Origin of the sequence: Kocuria sp. ZOR0020, assembly GCF_000800955.1 — a bacterium.
Lineage (GTDB): Bacteria > Actinomycetota > Actinomycetes > Actinomycetales > Micrococcaceae > Kocuria > Kocuria subflava.
The window spans coordinates 1-22,550 of the sequence record NZ_JROX01000004.1; the positions used below are offsets into that span (position 1 = coordinate 1).

Here is a 22,550-nt window from a genome sequence, read left to right on the forward strand (position 1 = left end):
ATCGCCCCTGAGTGGGTCAGCAGCGATCAAAAGGCCTACTCGGCGGAGGGGGTGCGGGCGGGGCCGGGACGGGGTCAGCGCTTGGGCCAGGCGGCCCGTGTCAGCTCCCACGTGGAACCCAGGGTGTCCATCATGGCTTTGGTCCCTGCGGTCACCGGCATGAAGTTGGCGTCCCCACCCCAGCGCGGCACCACATGCATGTGTAAGTGCGCGGCAAGGGAACCCCCTGCTGCCTCACCCAGGTTCAAACCGGTGTTGAACGCATCAGGAGAAGCAGCTGCACGGATGGCAACCACTCCATCGCGGGTCAGTTCCATGAGTTCCACAAGTTCCTCAAGGGTCAGGTCTTCAAGGTCCGCCACGTGTCGGTACGGGCACACCAGCAGATGACCGGGGTTGTAGGGGAACAAGTTCTGGATCACGAAACAGTGTTCTCCACGGTGGATGATCAGCGACTCGGCGTCGTCGTAGTCCGGGCCCGTGCAGAACGGGCACCCGGGGCGTGTGCGAACGGAGGTGTCCTCCCCGCGGACGTAGGCCAATCGGTGCGGGGTCCACAGCCGCTGAAAGGCGTCAGGCACCCCAGCCAGCTGGAAGTCGTCCTGTCGAATCCAGTGGTGGGGTGCCTGCTGCTCACTCATCAGTGCCTCAGCCCTGTGCGCTCTGGTCCTGGCCGGACTCCCCGCCCGTGCTCAGCGCATCCGATTCCCCGGCCGCACCCCCGGCCTCCGGGTCAACGCCTGGGGACTCCCACATCGCGTCCTCCTCCTGGGCCACCGCGGAGGGGCGCGGGTCCACGTTCACGCGGTTGTTCACGTGAGCCGTGATCCGGGCGATCGCCTCCTCCACCGGCACGCCGTTCTCCTGGGAGCCGTCGCGGTAGCGGAAGGAGACGGCACCGGCCTCGGCGTCGTCGCCACCGGCGATCAGCACAAACGGCACCTTGTCCTTGGAGGCCGTGCGGATCTTCTTGGGGAACCGGTCCGAGGAGGCATCCAGTTCTGCCCGCACCCCTGCCGTGCGCAGGCGTTCGACGACGTCGCCCAGGTAGTCGTCGAAAGCATCCGCCACGGGGATGGCACGGACCTGCTCCGGGGACAACCAGGCAGGGAACGCCCCCGCGTAGTGTTCGGTGAGCACACCGAAGAACCGCTCGATGGAACCGAACAACGCACGGTGGATCATCACCGGGCGCTGACGGGTGCCGTCGGCGGCGGTGTATTCGAGTTCAAACCGCTCGGGCATGAAGAAGTCCAACTGGATGGTGGACATCTGCCAGGTCCGGCCAATAGCATCGCGTGCCTGCACGGAGATCTTGGGGCCGTAGAAGGCAGCACCCTCCGGGTCCGGGACCAGTTCCAGACCGGATTCGGTGGCCACCTCCTCCAAGGTGCGGGTGGCCTCCTCCCAGGTCTGGTCATCACCGATCGACTTCTCCGGGTCCCGTGTGGAGAGCTCCAAGTAGAAGTCCTCCAACCCGTAGGCGGTCAACAGATCCAGCACGAATTGCAGGGTGCGGGCCAGCTCATCCTTCATCTGCTCGCGGGTGCAGTAGATGTGGGCATCATCCTGCGTGAATCCGCGAGCGCGGGTGAGGCCGTGGACCACACCGGACTTCTCGTTGCGGTACACGGTGCCGAACTCAAAGATCCGCAGCGGAAGTTCCCGGTATGACCGACCCCTGGAATTGAATACCAGGTTGTGCATGGGGCAGTTCATGGGCTTGAGGTAGTAGTCCGCGCCCTGTTTGGTGATGTTCCCGGCGGCGTCCTCCTCCTGGTCCATGTGCATGGGTGGGTACATGCCGTCTTTGTAGAACCCCAGGTGGCCTGAGCGTTCGAACAAGGTGGACTTGGTGATGTGCGGGGTGTTCACAAAGGAGTACCCGGCCTTGAGGTGCTGCTCACGGGAGAGGTTTTCCATCTCCATGCGAATCAAGCCACCGCGGGGGTGGAACACAGCCAGTCCGGAGCCGATGTCATCCGGGAAGGAGAACAGGTCCAGTTCATTGCCCAGACGGCGGTGATCACGCCGTTCAGCCTCCGCCAGGCGGTCCTTGTAGGCCTTGAGTTCGTCCTTGGTGGGCCAGGCCGTGCCGTAGATGCGCTGCAGCTGCTTGTTCTTCTCCGAACCGCGCCAATAGGCGGCAGCCGAGCGCATCAGGGCAAACCCGTTGCCGATCAGCTTGGTGTTGGGCAGGTGCGGGCCGCGGCACAGATCCCGCCAGATGATCTCGCCGGATTTGCGGTCCACGTTGTCGTAGATGCTCAGCTCACCGGCACCGACCTCCTGGGAGGCACCTTCGGCTGCGGTTTCCACGGAGGCACCCTCAGCACCTGAGCCCGGTCCGTGGGCCAAACCGATCAACTCGAGCTTGTAGGGCTCATCGGCCATCTCTTCCACGGCCTGGTCGTGAGTGACTTCCCGACGACGGAACGACTGGGTGGTGTTGATGATCTTCTGCATCCGCTTTTCGATCGCATTGAGGTCTTCAGGCGTGAAAGCGTCGTTGACGTCAAAATCGAAGTAGAAGCCGTCGCGGATGTACGGCCCGATTCCCAGTTTGGCTTCCTGCTTGAGTTCCTGGACCGCTTGGGCCATGACGTGTGCGGTGGAGTGACGCAGCACCTCCAGGCCCTCGGGATCGGAGATGAGCACCTGGGTGACGGTGTCGGCGTCGTTGAGGGTGGTGGAAAGGTCCTTCAGGGTTCCGTTGATGTGGGCCACCACAACGTCACGGTTGTCCGTGTAGAGCTGGGCTGCGGTGGTGCCTGCAGTGATCTGACGGGTTTCACCGTCCACCACCACCGAAATCTGGGGGCCGTTTTCCGGGACCTGGTCACTCATGGAGTTCTTGCCTTTCCGTGGTTGGGGCACGGCCGTACCGGGGCCGCGCTCGACTCAGGCGATCTTACCGGTCCCCGCCCCCGCACCTCACGGGTGCCGGGGTGGGGACCGATATTTCGCCCGTCACTTCACGACGACGACGCCTGGAACACGCCGCCTGCCACAGCCAAGTCCTGCCAGCTCATGCCGACTCCCTTGAAGACCCGCGGACGGGTGAAATCAACCTCCACTCGGTGGTTGACCACATCCACCAGGTTCACCAGGCCTTGGCGGTTCACGGTGCCGTCGTTGATGGCCAGCACCACGTCCCCGGCTTCTCGCAAGGCGGTGACCGTGTCTTCAACCACCACCTGGGCGCGTCCCATCAGGGCGGCGTCCAACTCGCGGCGCTCGGGTTCGTGCGAGCCCATGGCCACCACGCAAGCGGCGTCCTTGACCAGAGTCCCGTCAAAGAGTGGTGTGGGCGAGGAGGTAGCGCACACGATCACGTCGGCATCGGTGACATCCTCCGGCTGCCCCGCACGGGCAGGCATCTCCAAATCCAGGGCGAATGCCACTGCTGCTTGCACCGACTCCGGTTGGCGTCCCACCACCACCACGTCCTGGAACTGCCTGATGGCCGCGAAAGCCTCCAGATGCCCCAGTGCCTGGGGACCGGTGCCAAAGACCACCAGCTTGGCGGTCCGTGCGTGCGCCAGGTGATCGGCAGCCACTGCTGACACGGCAGGCGTTCGCAATGACGTCAGACCATCACCGTGCATCAATGCCCGTGGGGTCAAGGTCTGGGTGTCCATGAGAACGTAGGTGGCCTGGATTCTGGGCAGCCCCCTCTCAGGGTTGCCAGGAGACACCGAGGCCACCTTGGTGCCGGTCCAGTCCCCGATGACCGACGGCATGATCAGCAGATGCCCGTCACCGGCGTGCACCGGCATCCTGGCGGGATCCGTGGCCGGGTCAAAGCCGCTCACCAAGGCCTTTTCAATGAGCTCCCGAGCACGTCCCGGGGACACCGCGGCCGTGATGTCTGCCGTGGAGAACCACGGCGGGGCCTGGCCCTGTTGCGATGCTTCAGTGGTCATCAGCGGTCAACCTCCGCAGAATTCGAGGTCTCAACGGAGTTCTGCGCAGCCACCGGGGTGACCTCCGTGGCAGCTTCCCGCCGGGCGATGGCCGGGGCAAACAGAACGGCCGTCAGGGAAATGGCAGCAGTGAGCAGCAGGTAAACAGAGATGGGCTGCCAGGAACCGTTGAACTCCGCCAGCAAGAACGTGGCGATCAGCGGGGCGGTGCCGCCTGCCAGTGCGGCGCCGATCTGATAACCCAGGGTCACACCCGTGTAACGAACCTCTGCGGAGAAGATCTCCGAGCACATGGTGCCCGGCGTTGCGGTGACCGGAGGCCACACCACGCCCAGGCCGATAATGACGGCGGCAAACAGTGCCCAGGTCTGTTCCAGGTTCACCAGCATGAAGAACGGGAAAGCGAACAGCGCAATCAACACCGCCCCGGTGAAGTAGACGGTGCAACGTCCCACGCGGTCCGACAACGCACCCATGACCGGGATCAACACCGTGGACAAACCGGCGTCCGACATCACGGCGTTGAGCGGAGCGGACTGGGGGTACCCCAGCGCACCGGTGGCATAGGACACCGCAAGGGTGGCAAAGATGTAGAAGGGTGCGGTTTCCGCCACCTTCACGCCCACAGCCACCAGGACCGCGCGCCAGTGGTGACGCAAGGTGCCGATCAGCGGCATCTTGGGAATGCTCCCGGAGGCCTTGGCTTGCTTGAAGTGAGGGGTCTCCCCCAGCCCGCCACGGATCCACAGGCCCACGATCACCAGCAGGATGGAGGCGATGAACGGGATTCGCCAGCCGATGCCGGTCAGGAAGTCCTCGCCGAAGGCTGAGACCACGGCAAACGCGCCGGCTGCCAACAACAGGGCACCGCCCCATTCACCACCGATGGCCAGGCCCTGGATGATACGGCAGATCACCAGCAGGATCGGGGCCAGGATTCTCACCTGGTCGTAGGTGGGCAGCAGGCCGATGGCAACCGTGGCACCGCCCATCATGGACAGAGTCACCACCAAGGTCACCTTGCGTCCCACGCGGTCCCCGAAGTGGGCAAAAACGATGCCACCGAACGGACGGATGAAGAACGTCAGCGCCAGGGGCAGGTAGGAGAGCATCTGGGAGACGTAGGGGTCGTCCGTGGGGAAGAACTGCTTGTTGAAAATCAGTGCAGATGCAGTGGCGTAGAGGCAGAAGTCGTACCACTCGATGGAACTTCCAGCCAAGGATCCGGAGAGCACGCGAACGTTCGTCTTCTTGGCGCCCACCGTGGTGGCTTTGCCTTCGCGTTGTTCTTCCACGGTCAGAGCGACTTCATGGTCGCGTTCCGGGGTTGGTGTGGAATGCGGCGGGTGACCGGAGTTCAAGGGACACCGCCAGAGGATGAGTCGTGAGGCAGCGAGCACCCGAGGCGCCGCAGCGTGATCTCTGCCACAGTCCAATGTTAAATGTCAGTTGGCCACAGAAGGCGAGGAAGAATCCTTCCGCCAGGCCTCACCTCTGGTTGGCCTCAGGCTCCTGCTGCCCGCCCACACCCCGGTCACATGCCCCAGGTGCTGGGTCATGACTTGGCCCATGAGTTCGGCGTCACGGGACTGGGCAGCCTGCACAATCTGGTGGTGCTCCCGTGCAGTGTCCACCAACTGATTCTTGGCCGCCAGGTCCTTGAGCCCCGTCAACCGCGTCATGGCCAGCAGGGACCGCACCTGCCGGACGGCAATCGGGTTACCTGCTGCAGCCAGCAACCCCAAATGCAGTTCCATGTCCAATCCGATGAACCGCACAAGATCCGCCTCAGCTGCAGCATCAATGCTCTGCTCAGCAAGATCGGCCGAACCTCTGGCCAGCTCGGCGGAGATGCCCCGACCTGCCACCTCCACCATGAGCGGTATTTCAATCAAGGCTCGCAACTGCAACACCTGCCGCCGTGTCTCCTCAGAGACCTCGGTGACGCGGTACCCCTTGTAACGAATGGGACTGACATGACCTTCTGCGGCCAGATCCAGCATGGCTTCACGCACAGGGGTGGCTGACACCCCGAATTCCACGGCCAGGGTGGGGGCACTGAGGACCTCACCTGGGGAAAAGTCACCGGCAATCAGGGCGTGGCGCAGTTGTGCCGCCACCTGGTCCCGTAGCGACGGCGCGGGACCATCCATCAGGGCCACCATGGGTCGCCGGGTTTTCCCGTGGGAAGCAGATAGTCCAGGCATGTGTTGTCCTCAGCGCCACGACGCCGTTGCGCCGGATGAAACGGAAGCTCAGAAAAGAGCCTGGATGGGCTCCACCAATTCCGGGGAGTTGTTGCGGACGTTGCCCACAGCACTTCCAACGGCACGCAACTGCCAGGGCGCAGCCGCTTCTGTGGCCTCCTGGCGAACCCTGCCCACGAGTTCCAGGACCGATTCCTCGGCTTCAGCGTCCTTGCCCGCACCCAGGGTGGGGTCCAGCCAGTCGCCCAGCGTGCCGCGCGTCAGGGCAATGGGCAGCCGGTCGTGCAGCTCTCCCAGTTCAGCCAGGTTCTCCTGCTGCGAATCCGTGGAGGGCGCCTCCGTGGTGAGGATGGAACAGGACAGCACCCACGTGCCATCGACGTCCTGCCACCACTCGTAGATCCCGGCAAACCAGATGTTCTGCTCAGGGTCTGCCGGGTGGACGTAGTACGGCTGTTTGGCCGGCCGGTCCTTGGTGGCCTTGACCGGTTGCCCGTCGGCATCCAATCGTTTTTTCCATTCGTAGTACCCGTTGGCCGGGACAGCGCAGCGCCGGTGCCGAATGGCTGAGCGGAACATGGGCTTGTCCACCACGGTTTCGGAGCGGGCGTTGAAGGCACGTGTTCCGATCGATGCCTCTTTGGCCCACCCCGGGATCAGTCCCCACCGGGCAACATGCAGTTCGCGCAAGGGGGCAGCGGCGTCGTCGTCCAAGCGTTCCAGCAGGATCGGCACCTCACTGGTGGGAGCCACGTTCCAGTTGGCCCGCACTTCCCCGGTGGGCAGGTCCTGCAGGGGTTGACCGGCCACGGCACGGACGTCGAACAGCAGGTCATCCACTGAGCGTGCAATCACGTATCGTCCGCACATCAGAAGGCCTGTTCCTGGAGCGATCCGTGCCCCATGTGCCGTGCATACATTCCGTAAACCTTTCGCAACGCGGCCTCGACGTCGCTGACCCGAGTACCCGGTCGCAGGTCCTCCACGGCACCGGCCGTGGACGGGCTCCACTGCAGCCCCAAACACCGGTACACATCCGTCAGCACCGACCGCAGGGGTTCGGCCTGCTCCACGACGACGACGGTGGAGAAGTACCAGGCTCCCTGAACGATCCGCTGGGCGGAACCGGCCAACTTGATGGTTTCTGATGCGGAGCTGATGGTGCGCCCCGTGGCGTGGACACTGTGTTCACCGGGGCAGTACTCGCCGGGGATCTCCCCCACCTCTGCAGGTACGTCCAACTCCTCCATGGCAGCAACCACCATGTCCGCAAACAGTCGGTAGCGTTCCTGGATTCCGGCTTTGGGATCCGGGTCCGGTTCAATGTGATCGATCACCAGACATCCGCGGTGATATGCGGCGGCCCTGCCGCCGACTTTGCGTACCAGCGGGGTGAATCCTGCGCGCTGGACGGCCCGTTCAGCGGCGGCAAAACCTGGAAGCAGCTCGTCACGGCGTCCAAAGGCAACGGTGGGACGCGGCTGATAGATCCGCAGGACGGGACCGGCGGCACCGGATCGCACGGCCCGCAGGATGTTGTCCCCGGCCTGGTAGTCCTGTTGCGCACCCAGGGATTCGCGTTGACGGATCAGTTTCATGCCGGGCTCTCCCCGGACCGGAAGTTCTCCCACCAGTCGGCCAGAGCACGTGCAGATTGGTCCACCCGCGTGGCCCAGTCCAAGGCTTGCTCGCCGGCGTCGTCGGAAACGTGTTTGACCATGCGCAGACCCACTCCCATTTCCCGACAGGCCACGGCCACGGCGAATCCCTCCATGTCCACCAGGTCTGCACGCTGCTCCAGAGCATCACGTACGGGGCCGCCGGCCACAAAGGAATCCCCTGTGGCAAGCACTGAGCCGTCTCCGGGCTGCCCCATTTCCGTGAGGTTGATGCTCTCTTGCGGATCGGAGCCCATGGCTCGCATCAATTCGGCGTCGATGTCCCGGTTGATCACCAGGGAGGGCTCAAAGATGCCGTGAGCACCGGGGCGCAAACCACCGCAGCTGCCCAGGTTCACCACCGTCAGCCTGCCCCTGTTGCGGGCATCCGGGACACGTTCCACGATGGCGCGTGTGGTGTGCGTTGCGGCCCGGGACATCCCAATGCCGGTGAGCACCACGTCCGTGCCGGCAGGAAGGTATGTGGTTTCCGCAGGATGGGCGGCAACCACCAGGAGATCAGTCATGGCTGAAACTGTATTAGGCTCCCGGCTCCCCCGCTGACACCACCACAGGGTCAGGCCAGCTTGTCCCCTTCGGCCACAGCCAACAGGCGGAATCGCGCCGACTGGCCCTCGGGCTGTTGCTCAACCTCGGGTTCCGGTGCCGTCCGGGAACGCGACTGCGGTGCACAGCGAGTCAGCCTCTTGGCCACAGGCCGCTGCACGTAACGCCAGGACACAGCTGCCAGCGCCAACGCCAAGGTGGCTCCCAGAACAGCGCTGCCCATGGGAGACCACTGGGTGGCACCCAGTGTCATGAACATCAGGTGCACGGGCCACCCGTAGAGCACCAGGCCGATCCACAAGTCACGGCCCGCCACCAGCGATGGGACAGGCACCATGACCGCAGGCAGCAAAGCCAACGCCAGGAACGGTGGGCCAACATCCAGCCCAGCCATGGCCAGGGGAAGTGCCACCACAAACACCACCACCCCGATCACGGGCAGCAGGAAGCGTTGGAGGGTGCGGCGTCGTAACAACAGGTCCCCCACGGCCACCACAGCACTGCCCGCAAAAAAGCACGAGAGCAAATGGGTGGTGCACATGACAGCCTGCGCCCAGGAAAAGGTGGGATCCGCCCACAAGGCCGTCCCCACCACGGGCGCGTGCTTGGACAGACTGCTGCCCACCACAAAGGCCAAAATCATGGAGACCACCATCAGCGCCGGGGCTATCCGCGTGACATTGGCCTTTGCCCAGTGGGTGCGGAACACCACCGCCACGCTCACACATCCCAGCACCCAGGCCGGCAGGATGGCCGCCACCACTTTGATCACCGTGGACACGGCCACGATCTCAGAGAACAGCGCAATCAACACCACCCCCGGGAGCACCGTGAAAGCAAGGGTGGCCAGGGTCTGGGCCACCAGGTTTCCCCACACCATCCTGGGTGCACGGCGCAGGTAGAAGTGGGTGACCAGAATCCCCGTCAGGACAAACATGGCGCCCAAGGACACCTGACCCAGGAAAGCGGGTGAACCCAATTCTCCAGCGCGCTCCAACAGACTCGCCTGGGGTCGCTGGGGGGCCACCCCGCCCAAGTCCAGTCCCAGACAGACCACGAACACCACGGCCAGGACCGTGCGCAAAGCCACCAGATTCAGCCGCCGCTCCCACCCCAAGGTCAGCACCGGAGAAGGCACCACGGGCATGGACGATGAACTGCCGGTCGGTGACGCAGCGTGACGCCCGGGCAGGGATCGGACGGGGTCGTCATCGAAGACGTCAACAGGGGCAGCCGTCTGATCGGAACCCACGGCTGCATGCAGTACTGGGTTGTGGTACGGGACTGCTGGGTTGTGGTACTGGGCTGCTGGATTGGCGTACAGGTCTGTGGGCACAGGGCTGCACGGAGTGTCCTTGGGCATCGGCTACATCCGAACGTCGGCAGAGGTCTTGGTGTCCTGGGGGCTGGTGGGCCCGGTGGAACACGCAGGGAGACAACAGAACTGCGCACACCCTGACACATCCACAGTATCCGCGCTGACTACGCTTCTCGCACTGCATAGACCCGTCCCCCGAGCAGTGGACGAATCCCTGTCATCGTTGCGACAAGTGGCGATAACACGCCGAGTGACGACTCTTCCGTCCCCCAACACGCGTCTACAGGTTCACTACGGTGCGTATGTGAGGATTGGAGTATGCGTATAGACGCACAGATTGTGGTGATCGGCGGTGGCATCGCGGGACTCTCCCTGATCTCCGAGCTCACCCGCCGTCGATCCACCGGTCACCGAATCATTCTGGTGGAGGCTGAATCCACCCTGGCTCACCACACCTCCAGCAGGTCCGCTCAACACCTGAGCCCCGCTTACGGGCCACCGCCGGTCCGAGAACTGACGGAGCGCACCGTGGCGCAACTTGCCAAGGGATTGGAGGATCTGGAGGAACCCGTGATCTGGCCATGCCCCACGGTGGTGGTGGGCTCCAAGGCGCAATTGGCGGCCGAGAGCACGTTTTCCTCCACCCCAATCTCCCGCGATGCCGTGATCGAGCTCTGCCCGGAGCTCTCCCCCATGCACCCGGAGGCACTGGTTGGCGGCCTGTTCGAGGACGACGCCGTACGCCTGGATGCCTCCTCATTGTTGGAGTGGCACCGCAGGATCGCCACGGAGGCAGGCGTCCAGATCCTCACTGATGCGCCAGTCACCGCAGCAACCTACGACGACGACGCCTGGGAGATCACGGCCGGCTCAAATGAACTGCGCAGCCCCCTGGTGGTCAATGCGGCCGGGTCCTGGGCCGATGAGGTTTCCCAGCTCTTTGGTGCTGAGCCCTTGGGGTTGCAGCCGTTGCGGCGTACCGCCGCCTTGGTCTCCCTGGAACAGCCGCTTGCTGCGGATCACCCTGTGGTGGTGACGGCCGATGGTGGTTGGTACTACCGAGCAGATCCGGTGGGTGCCTTGATTTCCTCCGGTGAGGCCGAACCCCAAGATCCCTGCGACTCCCGACCGCATCCGGGACAGATGCAGGCCCTGGTGGAGGAGATCAACGCGGTGACCTCCCTGCGCATCACGGAGATCCTGCGCTCCTGGACCGGGCAACGCACTGCAGCACCGGATGGTGTGCCGGTCTGTGGGTTCGATCCCGAGCTGGCCGGGTTCTTGTGGCTGGCCGGGCAGTCCGGTTACGGCTTCCAGACCAGCACAGCACTGGCAAGGGCAGCAGCCGATCTGCTGTTGGAGGATCTGATCGGGACGTGGTGCTCAGTGGAAACAGCCCAGGCCCTCTCCCCAACTCGCTTCCACCAACGTTGACCCCAGCCCAGACCGAGGTTTCTGCCCGCCGAGCGCGAGTCTCTCGGGCAGAAACCTCGGTCTGGAAGCGGGCTTAGAAGTCCCAGTCCTCGTCGTCGGTGTTCACGGCCTTGCCGATCACGTAGGAGGAACCGGACCCGGAGAAGAAGTCGTGGTTCTCGTCCGCGTTCGGGGACAGGGCGGAGAGGATCGCCGGGGAAACGTCGGTCATCTCCTTGGGGAACAGCGCCTCGTAACCCAGGTTGTTCAGCGCCTTGTTGGCGTTGTAGTGCAGGAACTTCTTGACCTCTTCGGTCCAGCCCACGCCGTCATAGAGAGATTCGGTGTAGGCGATCTCGTTCTCGTAGAGCTCGTCCAGGAGGTCGTAGGTGAAGTCCTTGAGCTCGTCACGGCGTTCCTGGGTTTCCTTCTCCAGGCCCTTCTGGAACTTGTAGCCGATGTAGTAACCGTGCACAGCCTCGTCACGGATGATCAGGCGAATGATGTCCGCGGTGTTGGTCAGCTTGGCCTTGGAGGAGAAGTGCATGGGCAGGTAGAACCCGGAGTAGAACAGGAAGGACTCCAGCAGCGTGGAGGCCACCTTCTTCTTCAGGGGGTCATCCCCCACGTAACGCTCCAGAACAATGTCTGCCTTGCGCTGCAGGTACTTGTTCTCCCGTGACCAGCGGAAGGCTTCATCGATCATCTTGGTGGAAGCCAAGGTGGAGAAGATCGAGGAGTAGGACTTGGCGTGCACCGACTCCATAAAGGCAATGTTGGTGTAAACCGCTTCCTCGTGGAGGGTCACGGCATCCGGGATCAAAGAGACGGCACCCACGGTTCCCTGGATGGTGTCCAGCAGGGTCAGGCCGGTGAACACCTTCATGGTGAGGTCCTTCTCCTCATCCGTGAGCGTGTTCCAGGACTGGACGTCGTTGGACAGCGGCACCTTTTCCGGCAGCCAGAAGTTGGCGGTCAACCGGTCCCAAACCTCGTCATCCTTGGGGTCCTGGATGCGGTTCCAGTTGATGGCTTCCACGTTGTGGTGGAGCAGCTCCACCTTCTCGCTCATCATCGCGGGGGTTTCTCCTTGCTCGGCTGATGTTGGTGTGTTGCCGAACGGCGAGTTGTTCCGCCCATCACAGCTGATGGGCGGAACAACTCACCGCTCGGCGGATACGTGGCTGATCACAGCATGCAGGACACGCAGCCCTCGACCTCGGTGCCTTCCAGTGCGAGCTGGCGGATCCGCGAGTAGTACATCGTCTTGATGCCCTTGCGCCACGCGTAGATCTGCGCCTTGTTGATGTCACGCGTGGTGGCGGTGTCCTTGAAGAACAGCGTCAAGGACAGGCCCTGGTCCACGTGCTGGGTGGCAGCAGCGTAGGTGTCGATGATCTTCTCGTAGCCGATCTCGTACGCGTCCTGGAAGTACTCCAGGTTCTCCATGTCCATGTGCGGAGCCGGGTAGTAGACGCGCCCCAGCTTGCCTTCCTTGCGGATCTCGATGGCCGAAGCGATCGGGTGGATGGAGGAGGTGGAGTTGTTGATGTAGGAGATGGAGCCTGTGGGCGGCACGGCCTGCAGGTTCTGGTTGTACATGCCGTGCTCGGCCACCTGGGCTTTGAGTTCACGCCAGTCGTCCTGGGTGGGGATGTGCACACCGGCGCGGGCAAAGATCTCCCGCACAGTGTCCGTGGCCGGCAGCCAACTCTGGTCCGTGTACTTGTCAAAGTAAGACCCGTTGGCGTAGTCCGAGTTCTCAAAGTTCACAAACGTCTCGCCGCGTTCCTTGGCGATCAGCATGGAAGCGCGCACTGCGTGGAACACCACGGTGTAGAAGTAGATGTTGGTGAAATCAACACCTTCCTCAGACCCGTAGTGGATGTGTTCGCGGCCCAGGTAACCGTGCAGGTTCATCTGGCCCAGGCCCACGGCGTGGGACATGGAGTTGCCACGCTGGATGGAGGGCACGGATTCGATCTCGGACTTGTCAGAGACTGCCGTCAGACCACGAATGGCGGTCTCCACGGTCAGCCCGAAGTCCGGGGAATCCATGCTCAGGGCGATGTTCAAGGAGCCCAGGTTGCAGGAGATGTCCTTGCCCACCGTGGAGTATCCGAGGTCGGCGTCGTACACGGAAGGCTCGGATACCTGGAGGATCTCGGAGCACAGGTTGGACATGATGACCTTGCCCTCAATGGGGTTGGCCTTGTTCACGGTGTCCTCGAACATGACGTACGGGTACCCGGATTCGAACTGGACCTCGGCAATGGTCTGGAAGAACTCACGCGCGTTGATCTTGGTCTTGGAGATCCGGGCGTCGTTGACCATCTCGTGGTACTTCTCCGTGACGTTGATGTCGGAGAAGGGCATGCCGTAGATGCGTTCGACGTCGTACGGGGAGAACAGGTACATGTCCTGGTTCTTCTTGGCCAGCTCGAACGTGATGTCCGGGATGACAACACCCAGGGAGAGGGTCTTGATGCGGATCTTCTCATCCGCGTTCTCCCGCTTGGTGTCCAGGAACTTGTAGATGTCCGGGTGGTGGGCGTGCAGGTAGACCGCGCCGGCTCCCTGGCGGGCACCCAGCTGGTTGGCGTAGGAGAAGGAGTCCTCCAGCAGCTTCATGACCGGGATGACGCCGGAGGACTGGTTCTCGATCTTCTTGATCGGAGCCCCGGATTCACGCAGGTTGGTCAGGGCAAAGGCCACGCCGCCGCCGCGCTTGGACAACTGCAGGGCGGAGTTGATGGAACGTCCGATGGACTCCATGTTGTCTTCCATGCGCAGCAGGAAGCAGGAAACCATTTCACCGCGCTGCTTCTTGCCGGCGTTCAAGAACGTGGGGGTGGCCGGCTGGAAACGACCGGTGATGATCTCCTCCACCAGCTTCTCAGCCAACTGCTGGTCACCGTCGGCCAGGTACAGGGAGACCATGACCACACGGTCCTCAAACCGCTCCAGGTAACGACGTCCGTCGAAAGTCTTGAGCGTGTAGGAGGTGTAGAACTTGAAGGCTCCCAGGAAGGTCTGGAAGCGGAACTTGTGGGCGTAGGCCTGCTTGGAGAGCTTCTTGATGAACTCGAAGGAGTACTGGTCCAGCACCTCGGGCTCGTAGTACTGGTGGTCCACCAGGTACTTCAGCTTTTCCTCCAGGTCATGGAAGAACACGGTGTTCTCGTTGACGTGCTGCAGGAAGTATTGGCGGGCAGCCTGCCGGTCGGCTTCGAACTGAATGTTGCCGTCGGCGTCGTAGAGGTTCAGGACTGCGTTGAGTTCGTGGTAGCCCATGCCCCGGAACTTCTCCGGAACGGAGGGGTCGTCGTGCCCGGACTCGGCAATGCCGACGTGTGAGGTGTGGGTGGTCACTGCCACAGTTTCATCAGTCCTTCGTTCACTTTGTTCACATCTTCTTGGGTGCCCATCAACTCGAACTTGTAGAGCACGGGCACCCCGCACTTGGCGGAGATCTTGTCTGCGGCGATACAGAATTTGTCGCCGAAGTTGGTGTTTCCTGCCCCCAGCACACCCCGCATCAGGGCGCGGTTGGCTTCCACGTTCAGGAACTTCACCACCTGGGGTGGCACTGCTCCGGAACCTTCGGGCCGCCCATAGGTGGGCACGGCCAGCACGTAGGGCTCCTCCATGACGGGGGGTTCATGGGAGGTGTGCAGTGGGAGCCGGACCTTGCGGGCCCACAGTTTCTCCATGAACCGGTGCGTGTTGCCGGAGACGGAGGAGAAATAGACGACGACGGGGTCGGTGGCTCCGTCCGGAAGCTGTTCACCGTTGCCTGGGTCCCTGTCTGGTTGGTGCTCGCGGTGGCGGGCAGCTTCCAGGAGTGCGGACAAGGCCGACATGGCAGATCACTTCCGTTGACGCTGGGATGGTTGTGGAGATTCCTGGGACCGTCTGTGAGACGCGGCCTGGGTCTGACCACACACGCCTTCGGTGCGACGGCTGGTGTCCGAAAGCCCGGGCACCAGCCGCACAACCTCAAGCGGAGCGGCGAACGCGCAGTGAGGAAATCTTGTCCGGGCGGAAACCGGACCAGTGGTCCTCACCGGCGACCACGACGGGCACCTGCTGGTAGCCCATGGCCACCACACGGTTGTAGGCGTCCTGGTCCTCGGTGACATCAATGACGGTGTAGTCGATGTCACTCTTCTTGAGTGCACGGTAGGTGGCGTTGCACTGGACGCAGGAGGGCTTGGAGTAGACGGTCACGGACATGTCAAGAGTCCCTTCCTGTGGGGGTGGTCTGTATGGCGGTGGGGAGAAGCCGGCCGGGGAAGTACGTGCGTCTCCATCACGTGGATGACGCGGACCGGTCCGCTGGGTGGACCTCTCTCCTGTGCTGAGCATCGATACTACATCTAGTGTTCGGTGCTGCCTGCAACCCCAAGATGTCGTGTCAGGCACCGCGAGTGGTTGTCCTCACCTCATCCCCAGATCACCTTGTTTGATCCACAGCAGGCCCTCCGGCTTCCCCCGCGAGATCATGCCGAACTCGCCCCGGGAGCCGACCTGCGTCCACAGGTGTGGACAGCCCACGATGTTCTGCTGTGCATTCAGAATTCACATGACGAAACCTCACCGTGGGCGTGTCGATCCTCCGCCGAACAGCTTTCTGACAGCTGCTGTTGGTGACGGAAGTCCCATGGCGATCTTGGCGCCCTTGGCCTTGATGGCGGTGTACGGCGGGTAGACCACTTTCAAGGTGTCCGGGTTCAACGGCTTGTCCAACACGGCACGCTCATGGCTGAAGGTCTGCAGCGAATAAGCGCCGTGGTAGTTGCCAACACCGGACTCCCCCACACCGCCGAACGGAAGATGCGGGTGGGCCAAATGAATCACCGGTGCACCCACGCACATGCCACCGGATGATGTCAGGGCACGGAACTCCGATCGTACGGCGTCATCCTGGCTGAAGACGTACAGCGCTAGCGGTTTCTCCCTGGCGTTGATGTACTGGATGGCCTGGTGGTGATCCGCTGCCTCCACCAGAGGCAGCACCGGGCCAAAGATCTCTTCCTGCATCAGCGGGCCATCCGGAGCTTGCCGCACCACGGTGGGTGCCACGTACAGCTGTTCAGCATCAGTGCCACCACCAAAGATCATGTCTTCCGTGGCCACCTCACTGAGTGTGGTGGCCAACTTGTCCAGGTGCCGGCGGCTCACGATCCGCCCGTAGGAGTCGCTGCGGGCAGGATCAGCACCGTAGAGGGAGGTGACCGCCGCAGCCAGCAGAGTCTCCAGTCGCTGCAGCACCTGGGGCGGGCCCATCACGTAATCCGGTGCCACGCAGGTCTGACCGGCGTTGAGGAACTTGCCCCAGGCAATCCGCTGGGCCGCCACCTTCAGATCAACGGTGTCATCCACCCACACCGGGGATTTGCCACCCAGTTCCAGGGTGACCGGAGTCAGGTACTCGGCAGCTGCCCGCATGACCACACGTCCCACGGTGGCGTTGCCGGTGTAGAAGATGTGATCGAACCGGTGCTGCAGCACACGCGTGGTTTCCGGGACAGCGCCCGTGACCACACCCACACAGTCCGCAAGACTGTCCTGCAGCGCCTCCGTCAGAACCTGGGCAACGTGCGGGGTGACTTCAGAGGGCTTGACCACGGCGGTGTTGCCTGCCGCCAAGGCCCCGGCCAATGGGGACAGGACCAACTGCACAGGGTAGTTCCACGGGGCAATGATCAGGACCGTGCCCAGAGGCTGGTGGTCCACCCATCCCCGGCTGGGTGCCAACGTTGCACTGCCGGGAACCTTGGACAGGGCCATCCACTGCGGCAACAGGCGGCGCAGATGGTGGATTTCTCCGAACACGGTTCCCAGTTCCGTGGTCCATGCCTCCGTGGTGGACTTGCCCAGATCCTGCCCCAGGGCCTCCACCAGAGGGGCCTCCCATCTGCGCAGCATGGATTCCAGCCGGTCCAGTCGATCCAACCGGGTCTCCAGGTCCACCGGCGGTGCGAAAGCAGCCCGTACGGAGTGCACCGTGGCGTCAATGCGCTCGGCATCTGCAGCGTCCAGACCCTCAACCGGTGCCAGTTGCGAGTCATACCCCGATTGTTGATTCAGAGGTGTCCAAAAGGTCTCAGCAGTCGTTGTCTCCATGACCCCACGCTATGCGCTGGGTCAGACACCACAACTACAGCAGGCCCACTTCCACCAACTTCTCAGCGATCGTGGCGCCGTCGTTGGCTTCGATCAGCGGGATGCCCTCCGGAATGCGGGGACCGTCCTCGGCCAGCAGCTGACCAGAAGCCAGCACAGCTTCTGCCGGGGACAGGTTACGGATGACCACTGCAGCCACGTGCTCCGGGTAGCGCTGAGCGAATTCCCCGTAGATCTCCGGGTCGTGTTGGCCGTCATCCCCGATCAGGATCCATTTCACGTCCGGGAAGTCCTTGGCCAGGTGTTCCAAGTTCTCCACCTTGTGCCGTGGACCGGAACGGAACCACCGATCCGTCGTCGGGCCCCAGTCCGTGAGCAACAGGGCACCGGCCGGGTAAGCGTTGCGGGAGAGGAACCGGCGCAACGTGGGGGCAACGTTCCATGCTCCCGTGGAGAGGTAGATGAACGGGGCACCCGGGTGCTTCTTGGTCAGCCGCTCCATGAGCACCGCCATGCCCGGCGTTGGTGTCCGCGCGTGTTCGTTGAGCACAAAGGAGTTCCAGGCCGCCAGCAGGGGACGCGGCAGAGCCGTGACCATCACGGTGTCGTCAATGTCAGAGACCACGCCGATCTTCTGGGTCTGACTCACCACGGTCATCCGGGAGGTGGCCCAGGAGGAGCCTTCCGTACGCAACTCGGCCGGGTGGATTCCCGGCTCCAAGGCGATCTCCAGATCGGCATCGATCACACCACCCTTGTCCGCCACCAGACGGAATTCGCGCCCTCCCAATCGCACGTCCACGTGGGCAAAGGCAATGGGCAGAGAGGTGAACGAGCGCCAGCCCCGGATGGAGGAGGCGTCTTCCGCCGTGGGGTCCTCCGGGCCGGCGGTCTTCAGCAGCGCACGGCCCAGGACACGCACGTGGGCGGTGGTGCCAAAACCGTCAAAGGCCACCATCACGGGGAAATCACCGCGCTGCTTGGCGCGGCGCTGCCGCACCATGGTCAGACGCTGTTCCAACCGATACCCCACATTCAGCGCTTCCTTGGTGACCTGGTCCACGGTCTGGCGCAGATCGGTGGCCAGGTCCACGGGCATCTGGTTGGCGTCATTTCGACTGGGTGACATGGGTTCAAGTCTTCCACAACAGCAAGCCCGGACCACCACGACGCCGGTCACTCACCCGACCGTCACAGCCCCACCGGTGCCCTGGGCCGGGTAGGGCTGGGTCAGGCCACGCCGTGGTCTTGGGTCTGTGACTTCCGGGATGCCAAAACGTGCACCACGATGGGAATGATGGACAGGATCGCGATGGTGATGGCAATCAGATCCACGTGTTCGGCCACAAACGGGATGCCGCCGAGCAGCCGCCCGGCGGTGAGCATGATGGTCACCCACAGCAGAGCACCTGTGACGTTCCAACCCACAAACTTCCGGTACCGGTAGCTGCTGGCCCCTGCCACCAGAGGCACGTAGGTGCGCACGATGGGCACGAACCGCGCCAACACCAGCGCCTTGCCGCCGTGGCGGACAAAGAATGCTTCAGCTTTCACCAAGTGGCTGGTTTTGAGTACGCGGGCGTTGTCAGAAAACAGACCGCGGCCGAACTTGTTGCCCAGCATGTAGCCCACCTGACCACCGGCAATGGCAGCCCCCGCAGCCAACGCCCAGACCAGCCAGAACGGTGTTCCCATGGAGGGCAACAGCATCCCAGCAGCAAACAGCAGGGAGTCACCGGGCAGGAACGAAAAGAGCAGCCCGGACTCGATGAAGATGAACACCGTCATGATGGCGATCGCCAATGGTCCTGCCGCTTGCAGCACGGACCCGGGATCGCGGAACGCGGAGGTCACCTGATGACAGAAATCCATGCGCTGATCATGCTCCCCCAATCCTGGAATCAGACTGGAGAGGGACCAAAAGCCACCAACATCACGTGGTGAGAGCTCACGCGTTGTCACACTCGCGCACGAACTCGGCACACAGCCGGGGCCAGGTGGCCAGTTCCCCCGGAGTCCGCGCGATGTGCATTCTCTGCCCAGGAAGGGCCTCCCTCAGGATCTCTGAGCTGGAAAGGGGGTGGGCGGCGTCGTCGGACCAGGCCAGGATCAGGTTGGGTGCCGTGATGCTGGAGAGGATCTGTGGGTCCGGGAGGTCCGTGGCCGCGGCTCCGCGCAGTACGGACGGCAGTAGGTCTGCGGCAACTCGCGGTGGGTGTCGTTCGCGGTCGGCCACAGCAGGGGGTTGCGGCACTGTTCTGGTGGCGCGGATGTAGGTCTCCAGCCCCAGGGTTTCGATCATCTCCGCGCTTTCCCGGTAGATCGTTGCCTGTCCCCTCCGCGTGGCCCACGAGGTGGAGGGCACACACAGGGTCAGTGATGCGAATTTTTCGGGCTGATCCAGTGCCGCATAGAGCAGTGTGGCTGAGCCCATGGACGGCCCAATGCCGTGCACGGGTTGGCCCGGGAAAACGTGCTCCAGCAGCGCCAACAGATCGTGTGCCAGGTTGGGCCACAACCAGTCGTCCACCACGGGCTCACCGGTGGAACGCCCGTGTCCCCGGGCGTCATAGCGCACCACCCGCGCACCGGGGACAAACGCCGCCAGGTCCAGCCCGCCGCTGGTGTTGGACGGGGTGTCTGACATCAACCCGTGCAACTGCACCACGGCAGGCGAACCCCGGTCCTCCACTGGACCTGAGACCTGGTAGTCCAGCGTGCAATGATCAAGGGTGAAGGACGGCATGGTTCCACGGTAGTCCTGTTGGATCACGCTGAGTGCCGCCCATGAGACGTCCTGGTGTCCATCACGTCAAGGATCCGTGGAGATCTCACACGCTGTTAACACTGGCCCGGATACTGAAACTCGCGCTTTGGTCACAGGATCAACGCAAACGGGTACAGGATCAACACGACGCAGCACGGGAGGTTCGGTTGTATCTGACCAACATCACACACGCGACCCTCCCCCAGGGTGCCCTGGCCACGTGCACGTTGGCTGTTGAAGAGGCAGCAGCCGGAAGCCTACTGCCGATCTCCTTTGACCAGCGCATGCATGTGGGCGCCGGGGATCGTCCCGGAACCTGGATGGCCGTGTCTTTCGAACTTCCCGGGCCTGCGACCCGCCAGGAACTCGGTGCTGCATGGTTGCGTCTGATCCGGCGGCACCAGACCTTGCGGACCGTTTTCCGCACGCCCTCCGATTATCACGGCGACGCCCAGCTCACCCTGCATCAGATCCATGAACCGCTGAGTGTCCGCTGGCAGGAGCACCCGAGCACCGCAGAGGGAACACGCGCCACGCTCAAAACGGTGTTGGACCGTGCCTGTTCCCCCCTGGGCACACCCTCCCACCGGTTGTGTGTGATCCACCCGGAGGACACCAGTCAGTCCCCCACGGTGGTGTTGGCCGCTGATCACTCTCACGTGGACGCATGGTCCCTGCCGGTGCTGGCCCATGACTTCCTGGAAGCCCTGGTCCTGGTGAAGTCCCCGGCCAGTGATGATCCCGTGGCGCAGGCTGCATCTTTTGCCGAGCACACCCGGGCCCTGGCGGAGGCTGCGTCAGCACCGCAGACCATTCATCAGCGGTGGCAGGAGATCGTCAGTGCAGGACACGGCACCATGCCCACGTTCCCGCTTCCCTTGGGGCAGTTGCAGCCCACACCTGCTGAGGCCGTCACCACCAGGGCCGTGCTGGATGCGCAGCAACTCCGGGACCTTGAAGATCACGCCCAGGATGTGGGCCACCGCCCCTTCACCATGGTCATCTCGTCCATGACTCAGGCCTGTTCGGAACTGGCCGGTTCCCCGTTGCGGGCCGTGCTGCCCGTGCATTCCAGGACGGAACCCCGGTGGCAGGAGGCCGTGGGGTGGTTCATCACCAATTCCGTGGTGGAGTCGTCCAATCCCGATCTGGCCATGTGCCGGGCGGCCGTCCGGGAAGCCCTGCAGCTGGGTTCCCATGCCTTGGAACCGATCATGAGGCCGTACGGTGGCATGCCGGTTCCGCCCGGGATGTTCATGATCTCGTACCTGGACTACCGCAGGTTGCCTGCCGCGCTGCCGCAGTCCCTGAACCCTCAACACATCTCTGCCTCAGCTCCCACGAACGGTGTGCAGGTCTGGTGTGTGGTGACCGATTCCGGGCTGCACATCCGCGCCCGTTACCCGGACACCCCACGGGCCCAAGAATCGGTGGAAACCTGGTTGGCCGCGGTGATCGGGCATCTTCAGAAGCTCGCCGCGGGCACCCCGGAGAGCCGACGAATTGAAACACTGCGCATGAAGTAGCTCACACGTACAGCCTGCGGATAACCTTCCGTCATGGCAAAAGACACCGCTGAGCACGACCCCATGGACAACGACGCCCTGGACCTTGAGGACGCACCCGCCCCCAAGCCTCGCAAGCGTATGAACAAGGCCATCTATGAGGCCGAGCTGCTACGCCTTCAGGCTGAGCTGGTGGAGATGCAGGAATGGGTCAAGGCCACCGGGCAGCGCGTCGTCGTGATTTTTGAAGGCCGTGACGCTGCCGGCAAGGGCGGAGCCATCAAGCGGGTGACCGAGTACTTGAACCCGCGCATCGCCCGCATTGTGGCCCTTCCGGCTCCCACCGAACGCCAGAAGTCCGAGTGGTATTTCCAGCGCTACATCCAGCACCTTCCGGCCGCCGGTGAGATCGTGTTGTTCGACCGCTCCTGGTACAACCGCGCCGGTGTGGAACGTGTCATGGGATTCTGCACCCCCCAGGAGTACCGCCGTTTCCTGCGCCAGTGCCCCATCTTTGAGCGCATGCTGGTGGAGGACGGGATCATCCTGATCAAGTACTGGTTCTCCGTCTCCGGTGATGAACAGTACAAGCGCTTTGAATCCCGCATGGAGGACCCCATGCGGCACTGGAAGCTCTCCCCGATGGACCTGGAGTCCATCACTCGGTGGGAGGACTACTCGCGAGCGCGCGATGCCATGTTGGTCCACACGGACATCCCGGAGTCACCGTGGAACTTTGTGGAGGCTGAGGACAAGCGCCGGGCCCGGATCAACATGATTGCGGATCTGCTGGACCGGGTGCCTTGGGAGCGGGTGCCTCTGCCTGAACTGAAGCTGCCCAAGCGTCCCAGCACCAACGGTTACCGCCGCCCGGACCGCTCCCTCCAGCATGAGGTTGCGGATCATTCCGCCAAGGTGGAGGAAGCTGCCGCCAAGGACTCTGATGGCAAGTCCTCCAAGAAGTCCGGCAAGAACGGAAAGTCGGGCAAATCCAAGAAGTAGGCGCAGCTGCTGACAAACAGGTGGCAGTTTGGTCCGTCATCATCCGGTGATGACGGAC

General features: G+C 63.2%; 20 protein-coding genes. 3 read left to right on the forward strand and 17 right to left on the reverse strand.

The genetic code is table 11. From position 1 onward, the window contains the following. Window positions 1–74: 74 nt before the first annotated feature. The 9 genes from L979_RS00305 to L979_RS00345 all read right to left on the reverse strand — a co-directional run bounded on the left by L979_RS00305 (window position 75) and on the right by L979_RS00345 (window position 9,694). Window positions 75–641 carry an HIT domain-containing protein gene (locus tag L979_RS00305; RefSeq protein ID WP_047687953.1) on the reverse strand — a complete coding sequence of 189 codons (567 nt, stop codon included), beginning with the start codon at window positions 639–641 and terminating at the stop codon, window positions 75–77. Window positions 642–648: 7 nt separating this feature from the next. Then, entirely contained in the window at window positions 649–2,847 is a 2,199-nt protein-coding gene (gene thrS, locus L979_RS00310; protein ID WP_052209249.1) for a threonine--tRNA ligase, read from the reverse strand. A gap of 128 nt (window positions 2,848–2,975) precedes the next feature. Next, window positions 2,976–3,926 carry an ornithine cyclodeaminase family protein gene (locus tag L979_RS00315; protein ID WP_047687955.1) on the reverse strand — a complete coding sequence of 317 codons (951 nt, stop codon included), beginning with the start codon at window positions 3,924–3,926 and terminating at the stop codon, window positions 2,976–2,978. Then, window positions 3,926–5,287 (reverse strand): MFS transporter, encoded by a 1,362-nt coding sequence (locus tag L979_RS00320; RefSeq protein ID WP_197052031.1) that lies wholly within the window; start codon window positions 5,285–5,287, stop codon window positions 3,926–3,928. The genes L979_RS00315 and L979_RS00320 overlap by 1 nt, the downstream gene beginning before the upstream one ends. A gap of 84 nt (window positions 5,288–5,371) precedes the next feature. Next, a complete protein-coding gene (locus L979_RS00325; RefSeq protein ID WP_197052032.1) occupies window positions 5,372–6,133 on the reverse strand; it encodes a GntR family transcriptional regulator in 762 nt (253 codons plus the stop codon). A 48-nt stretch (window positions 6,134–6,181) separates the two neighbouring features. Then, window positions 6,182–7,003, reverse strand: a complete 822-nt coding sequence (locus L979_RS00330) for an SOS response-associated peptidase (RefSeq protein ID WP_047687957.1) — start codon at window positions 7,001–7,003, stop codon at window positions 6,182–6,184. Beyond that, window positions 7,003–7,731, reverse strand: coding sequence for a lipoate--protein ligase family protein (locus tag L979_RS00335; protein WP_047687959.1), 729 nt, complete (start codon window positions 7,729–7,731; stop codon window positions 7,003–7,005). Before L979_RS00335 ends, L979_RS00330 begins: the two co-directional genes overlap by 1 nt. Continuing rightward, window positions 7,728–8,318 (reverse strand): nucleosidase, encoded by a 591-nt coding sequence (locus L979_RS00340; protein WP_047687961.1) that lies wholly within the window; start codon window positions 8,316–8,318, stop codon window positions 7,728–7,730. The genes L979_RS00335 and L979_RS00340 overlap by 4 nt, the downstream gene beginning before the upstream one ends. A 50-nt stretch (window positions 8,319–8,368) precedes the next feature. Further along, complete coding sequence (locus tag L979_RS00345; protein ID WP_231559323.1) at window positions 8,369–9,694, reverse strand: hypothetical protein; 1,326 nt, start codon at window positions 9,692–9,694, stop codon at window positions 8,369–8,371. 300 nt (window positions 9,695–9,994) lie between these two features. Here L979_RS00345 and L979_RS00355 point away from each other — a divergent pair, with 300 nt between their 5' ends. Then, window positions 9,995–11,110 (forward strand): FAD-binding oxidoreductase, encoded by a 1,116-nt coding sequence (locus tag L979_RS00355; RefSeq protein ID WP_047687967.1) that lies wholly within the window; start codon window positions 9,995–9,997, stop codon window positions 11,108–11,110. A 73-nt stretch (window positions 11,111–11,183) separates the two neighbouring features. Here the strand turns inward: L979_RS00355 and nrdF are convergent, their stop codons facing one another. The 8 genes from nrdF to L979_RS00395 form a co-directional block, all read right to left on the reverse strand. Then, window positions 11,184–12,161, reverse strand: coding sequence for a class 1b ribonucleoside-diphosphate reductase subunit beta (nrdF, locus tag L979_RS00360; RefSeq protein WP_047687991.1), 978 nt, complete (start codon window positions 12,159–12,161; stop codon window positions 11,184–11,186). Window positions 12,162–12,277: 116 nt separating this feature from the next. Next, on the reverse strand, window positions 12,278–14,383 hold the full coding sequence (gene nrdE, locus L979_RS00365) for a class 1b ribonucleoside-diphosphate reductase subunit alpha (protein ID WP_081993482.1): 2,106 nt from the start codon (window positions 14,381–14,383) through the stop codon (window positions 12,278–12,280). A 74-nt stretch (window positions 14,384–14,457) separates the two neighbouring features. Next, entirely contained in the window at window positions 14,458–14,952 is a 495-nt protein-coding gene (gene nrdI / locus L979_RS00370; RefSeq protein WP_047687969.1) for a class Ib ribonucleoside-diphosphate reductase assembly flavoprotein NrdI, read from the reverse strand. A 136-nt stretch (window positions 14,953–15,088) separates the two neighbouring features. Continuing rightward, window positions 15,089–15,325: a glutaredoxin-like protein NrdH gene (gene nrdH / locus L979_RS00375; RefSeq protein ID WP_047687971.1), complete on the reverse strand. Its 237-nt coding sequence runs from the start codon at window positions 15,323–15,325 to the stop codon at window positions 15,089–15,091. A 360-nt stretch (window positions 15,326–15,685) separates the two neighbouring features. Then, on the reverse strand, window positions 15,686–17,218 hold the full coding sequence (locus L979_RS00380; protein ID WP_052209251.1) for an aldehyde dehydrogenase family protein: 1,533 nt from the start codon (window positions 17,216–17,218) through the stop codon (window positions 15,686–15,688). 34 nt (window positions 17,219–17,252) lie between these two features. Further along, window positions 17,253–18,347, reverse strand: coding sequence for an App1 family protein (locus L979_RS00385; protein WP_156125260.1), 1,095 nt, complete (start codon window positions 18,345–18,347; stop codon window positions 17,253–17,255). A 101-nt stretch (window positions 18,348–18,448) separates the two neighbouring features. Continuing rightward, the gene (locus L979_RS00390; RefSeq protein WP_052209252.1) at window positions 18,449–19,090 is read right to left on the reverse strand and encodes a VTT domain-containing protein; all 642 of its coding nucleotides are present in this window, start codon (window positions 19,088–19,090) and stop codon (window positions 18,449–18,451) included. A gap of 76 nt (window positions 19,091–19,166) precedes the next feature. Next, window positions 19,167–19,964 carry an alpha/beta fold hydrolase gene (locus tag L979_RS00395; RefSeq protein WP_047687996.1) on the reverse strand — a complete coding sequence of 266 codons (798 nt, stop codon included), beginning with the start codon at window positions 19,962–19,964 and terminating at the stop codon, window positions 19,167–19,169. Window positions 19,965–20,152: 188 nt separating this feature from the next. Between L979_RS00395 and L979_RS00400 the strand changes: the two genes are divergently transcribed. Both L979_RS00400 and ppk2 read left to right on the forward strand, forming a co-directional pair. Then, window positions 20,153–21,511, forward strand: coding sequence for a condensation domain-containing protein (locus L979_RS00400; RefSeq protein WP_047687998.1), 1,359 nt, complete (start codon window positions 20,153–20,155; stop codon window positions 21,509–21,511). A 120-nt stretch (window positions 21,512–21,631) separates the two neighbouring features. Further along, on the forward strand, window positions 21,632–22,492 hold the full coding sequence (gene ppk2, locus L979_RS00405; RefSeq protein ID WP_047688000.1) for a polyphosphate kinase 2: 861 nt from the start codon (window positions 21,632–21,634) through the stop codon (window positions 22,490–22,492). The last annotated feature ends 58 nt before the right edge of the window (window positions 22,493–22,550 follow it).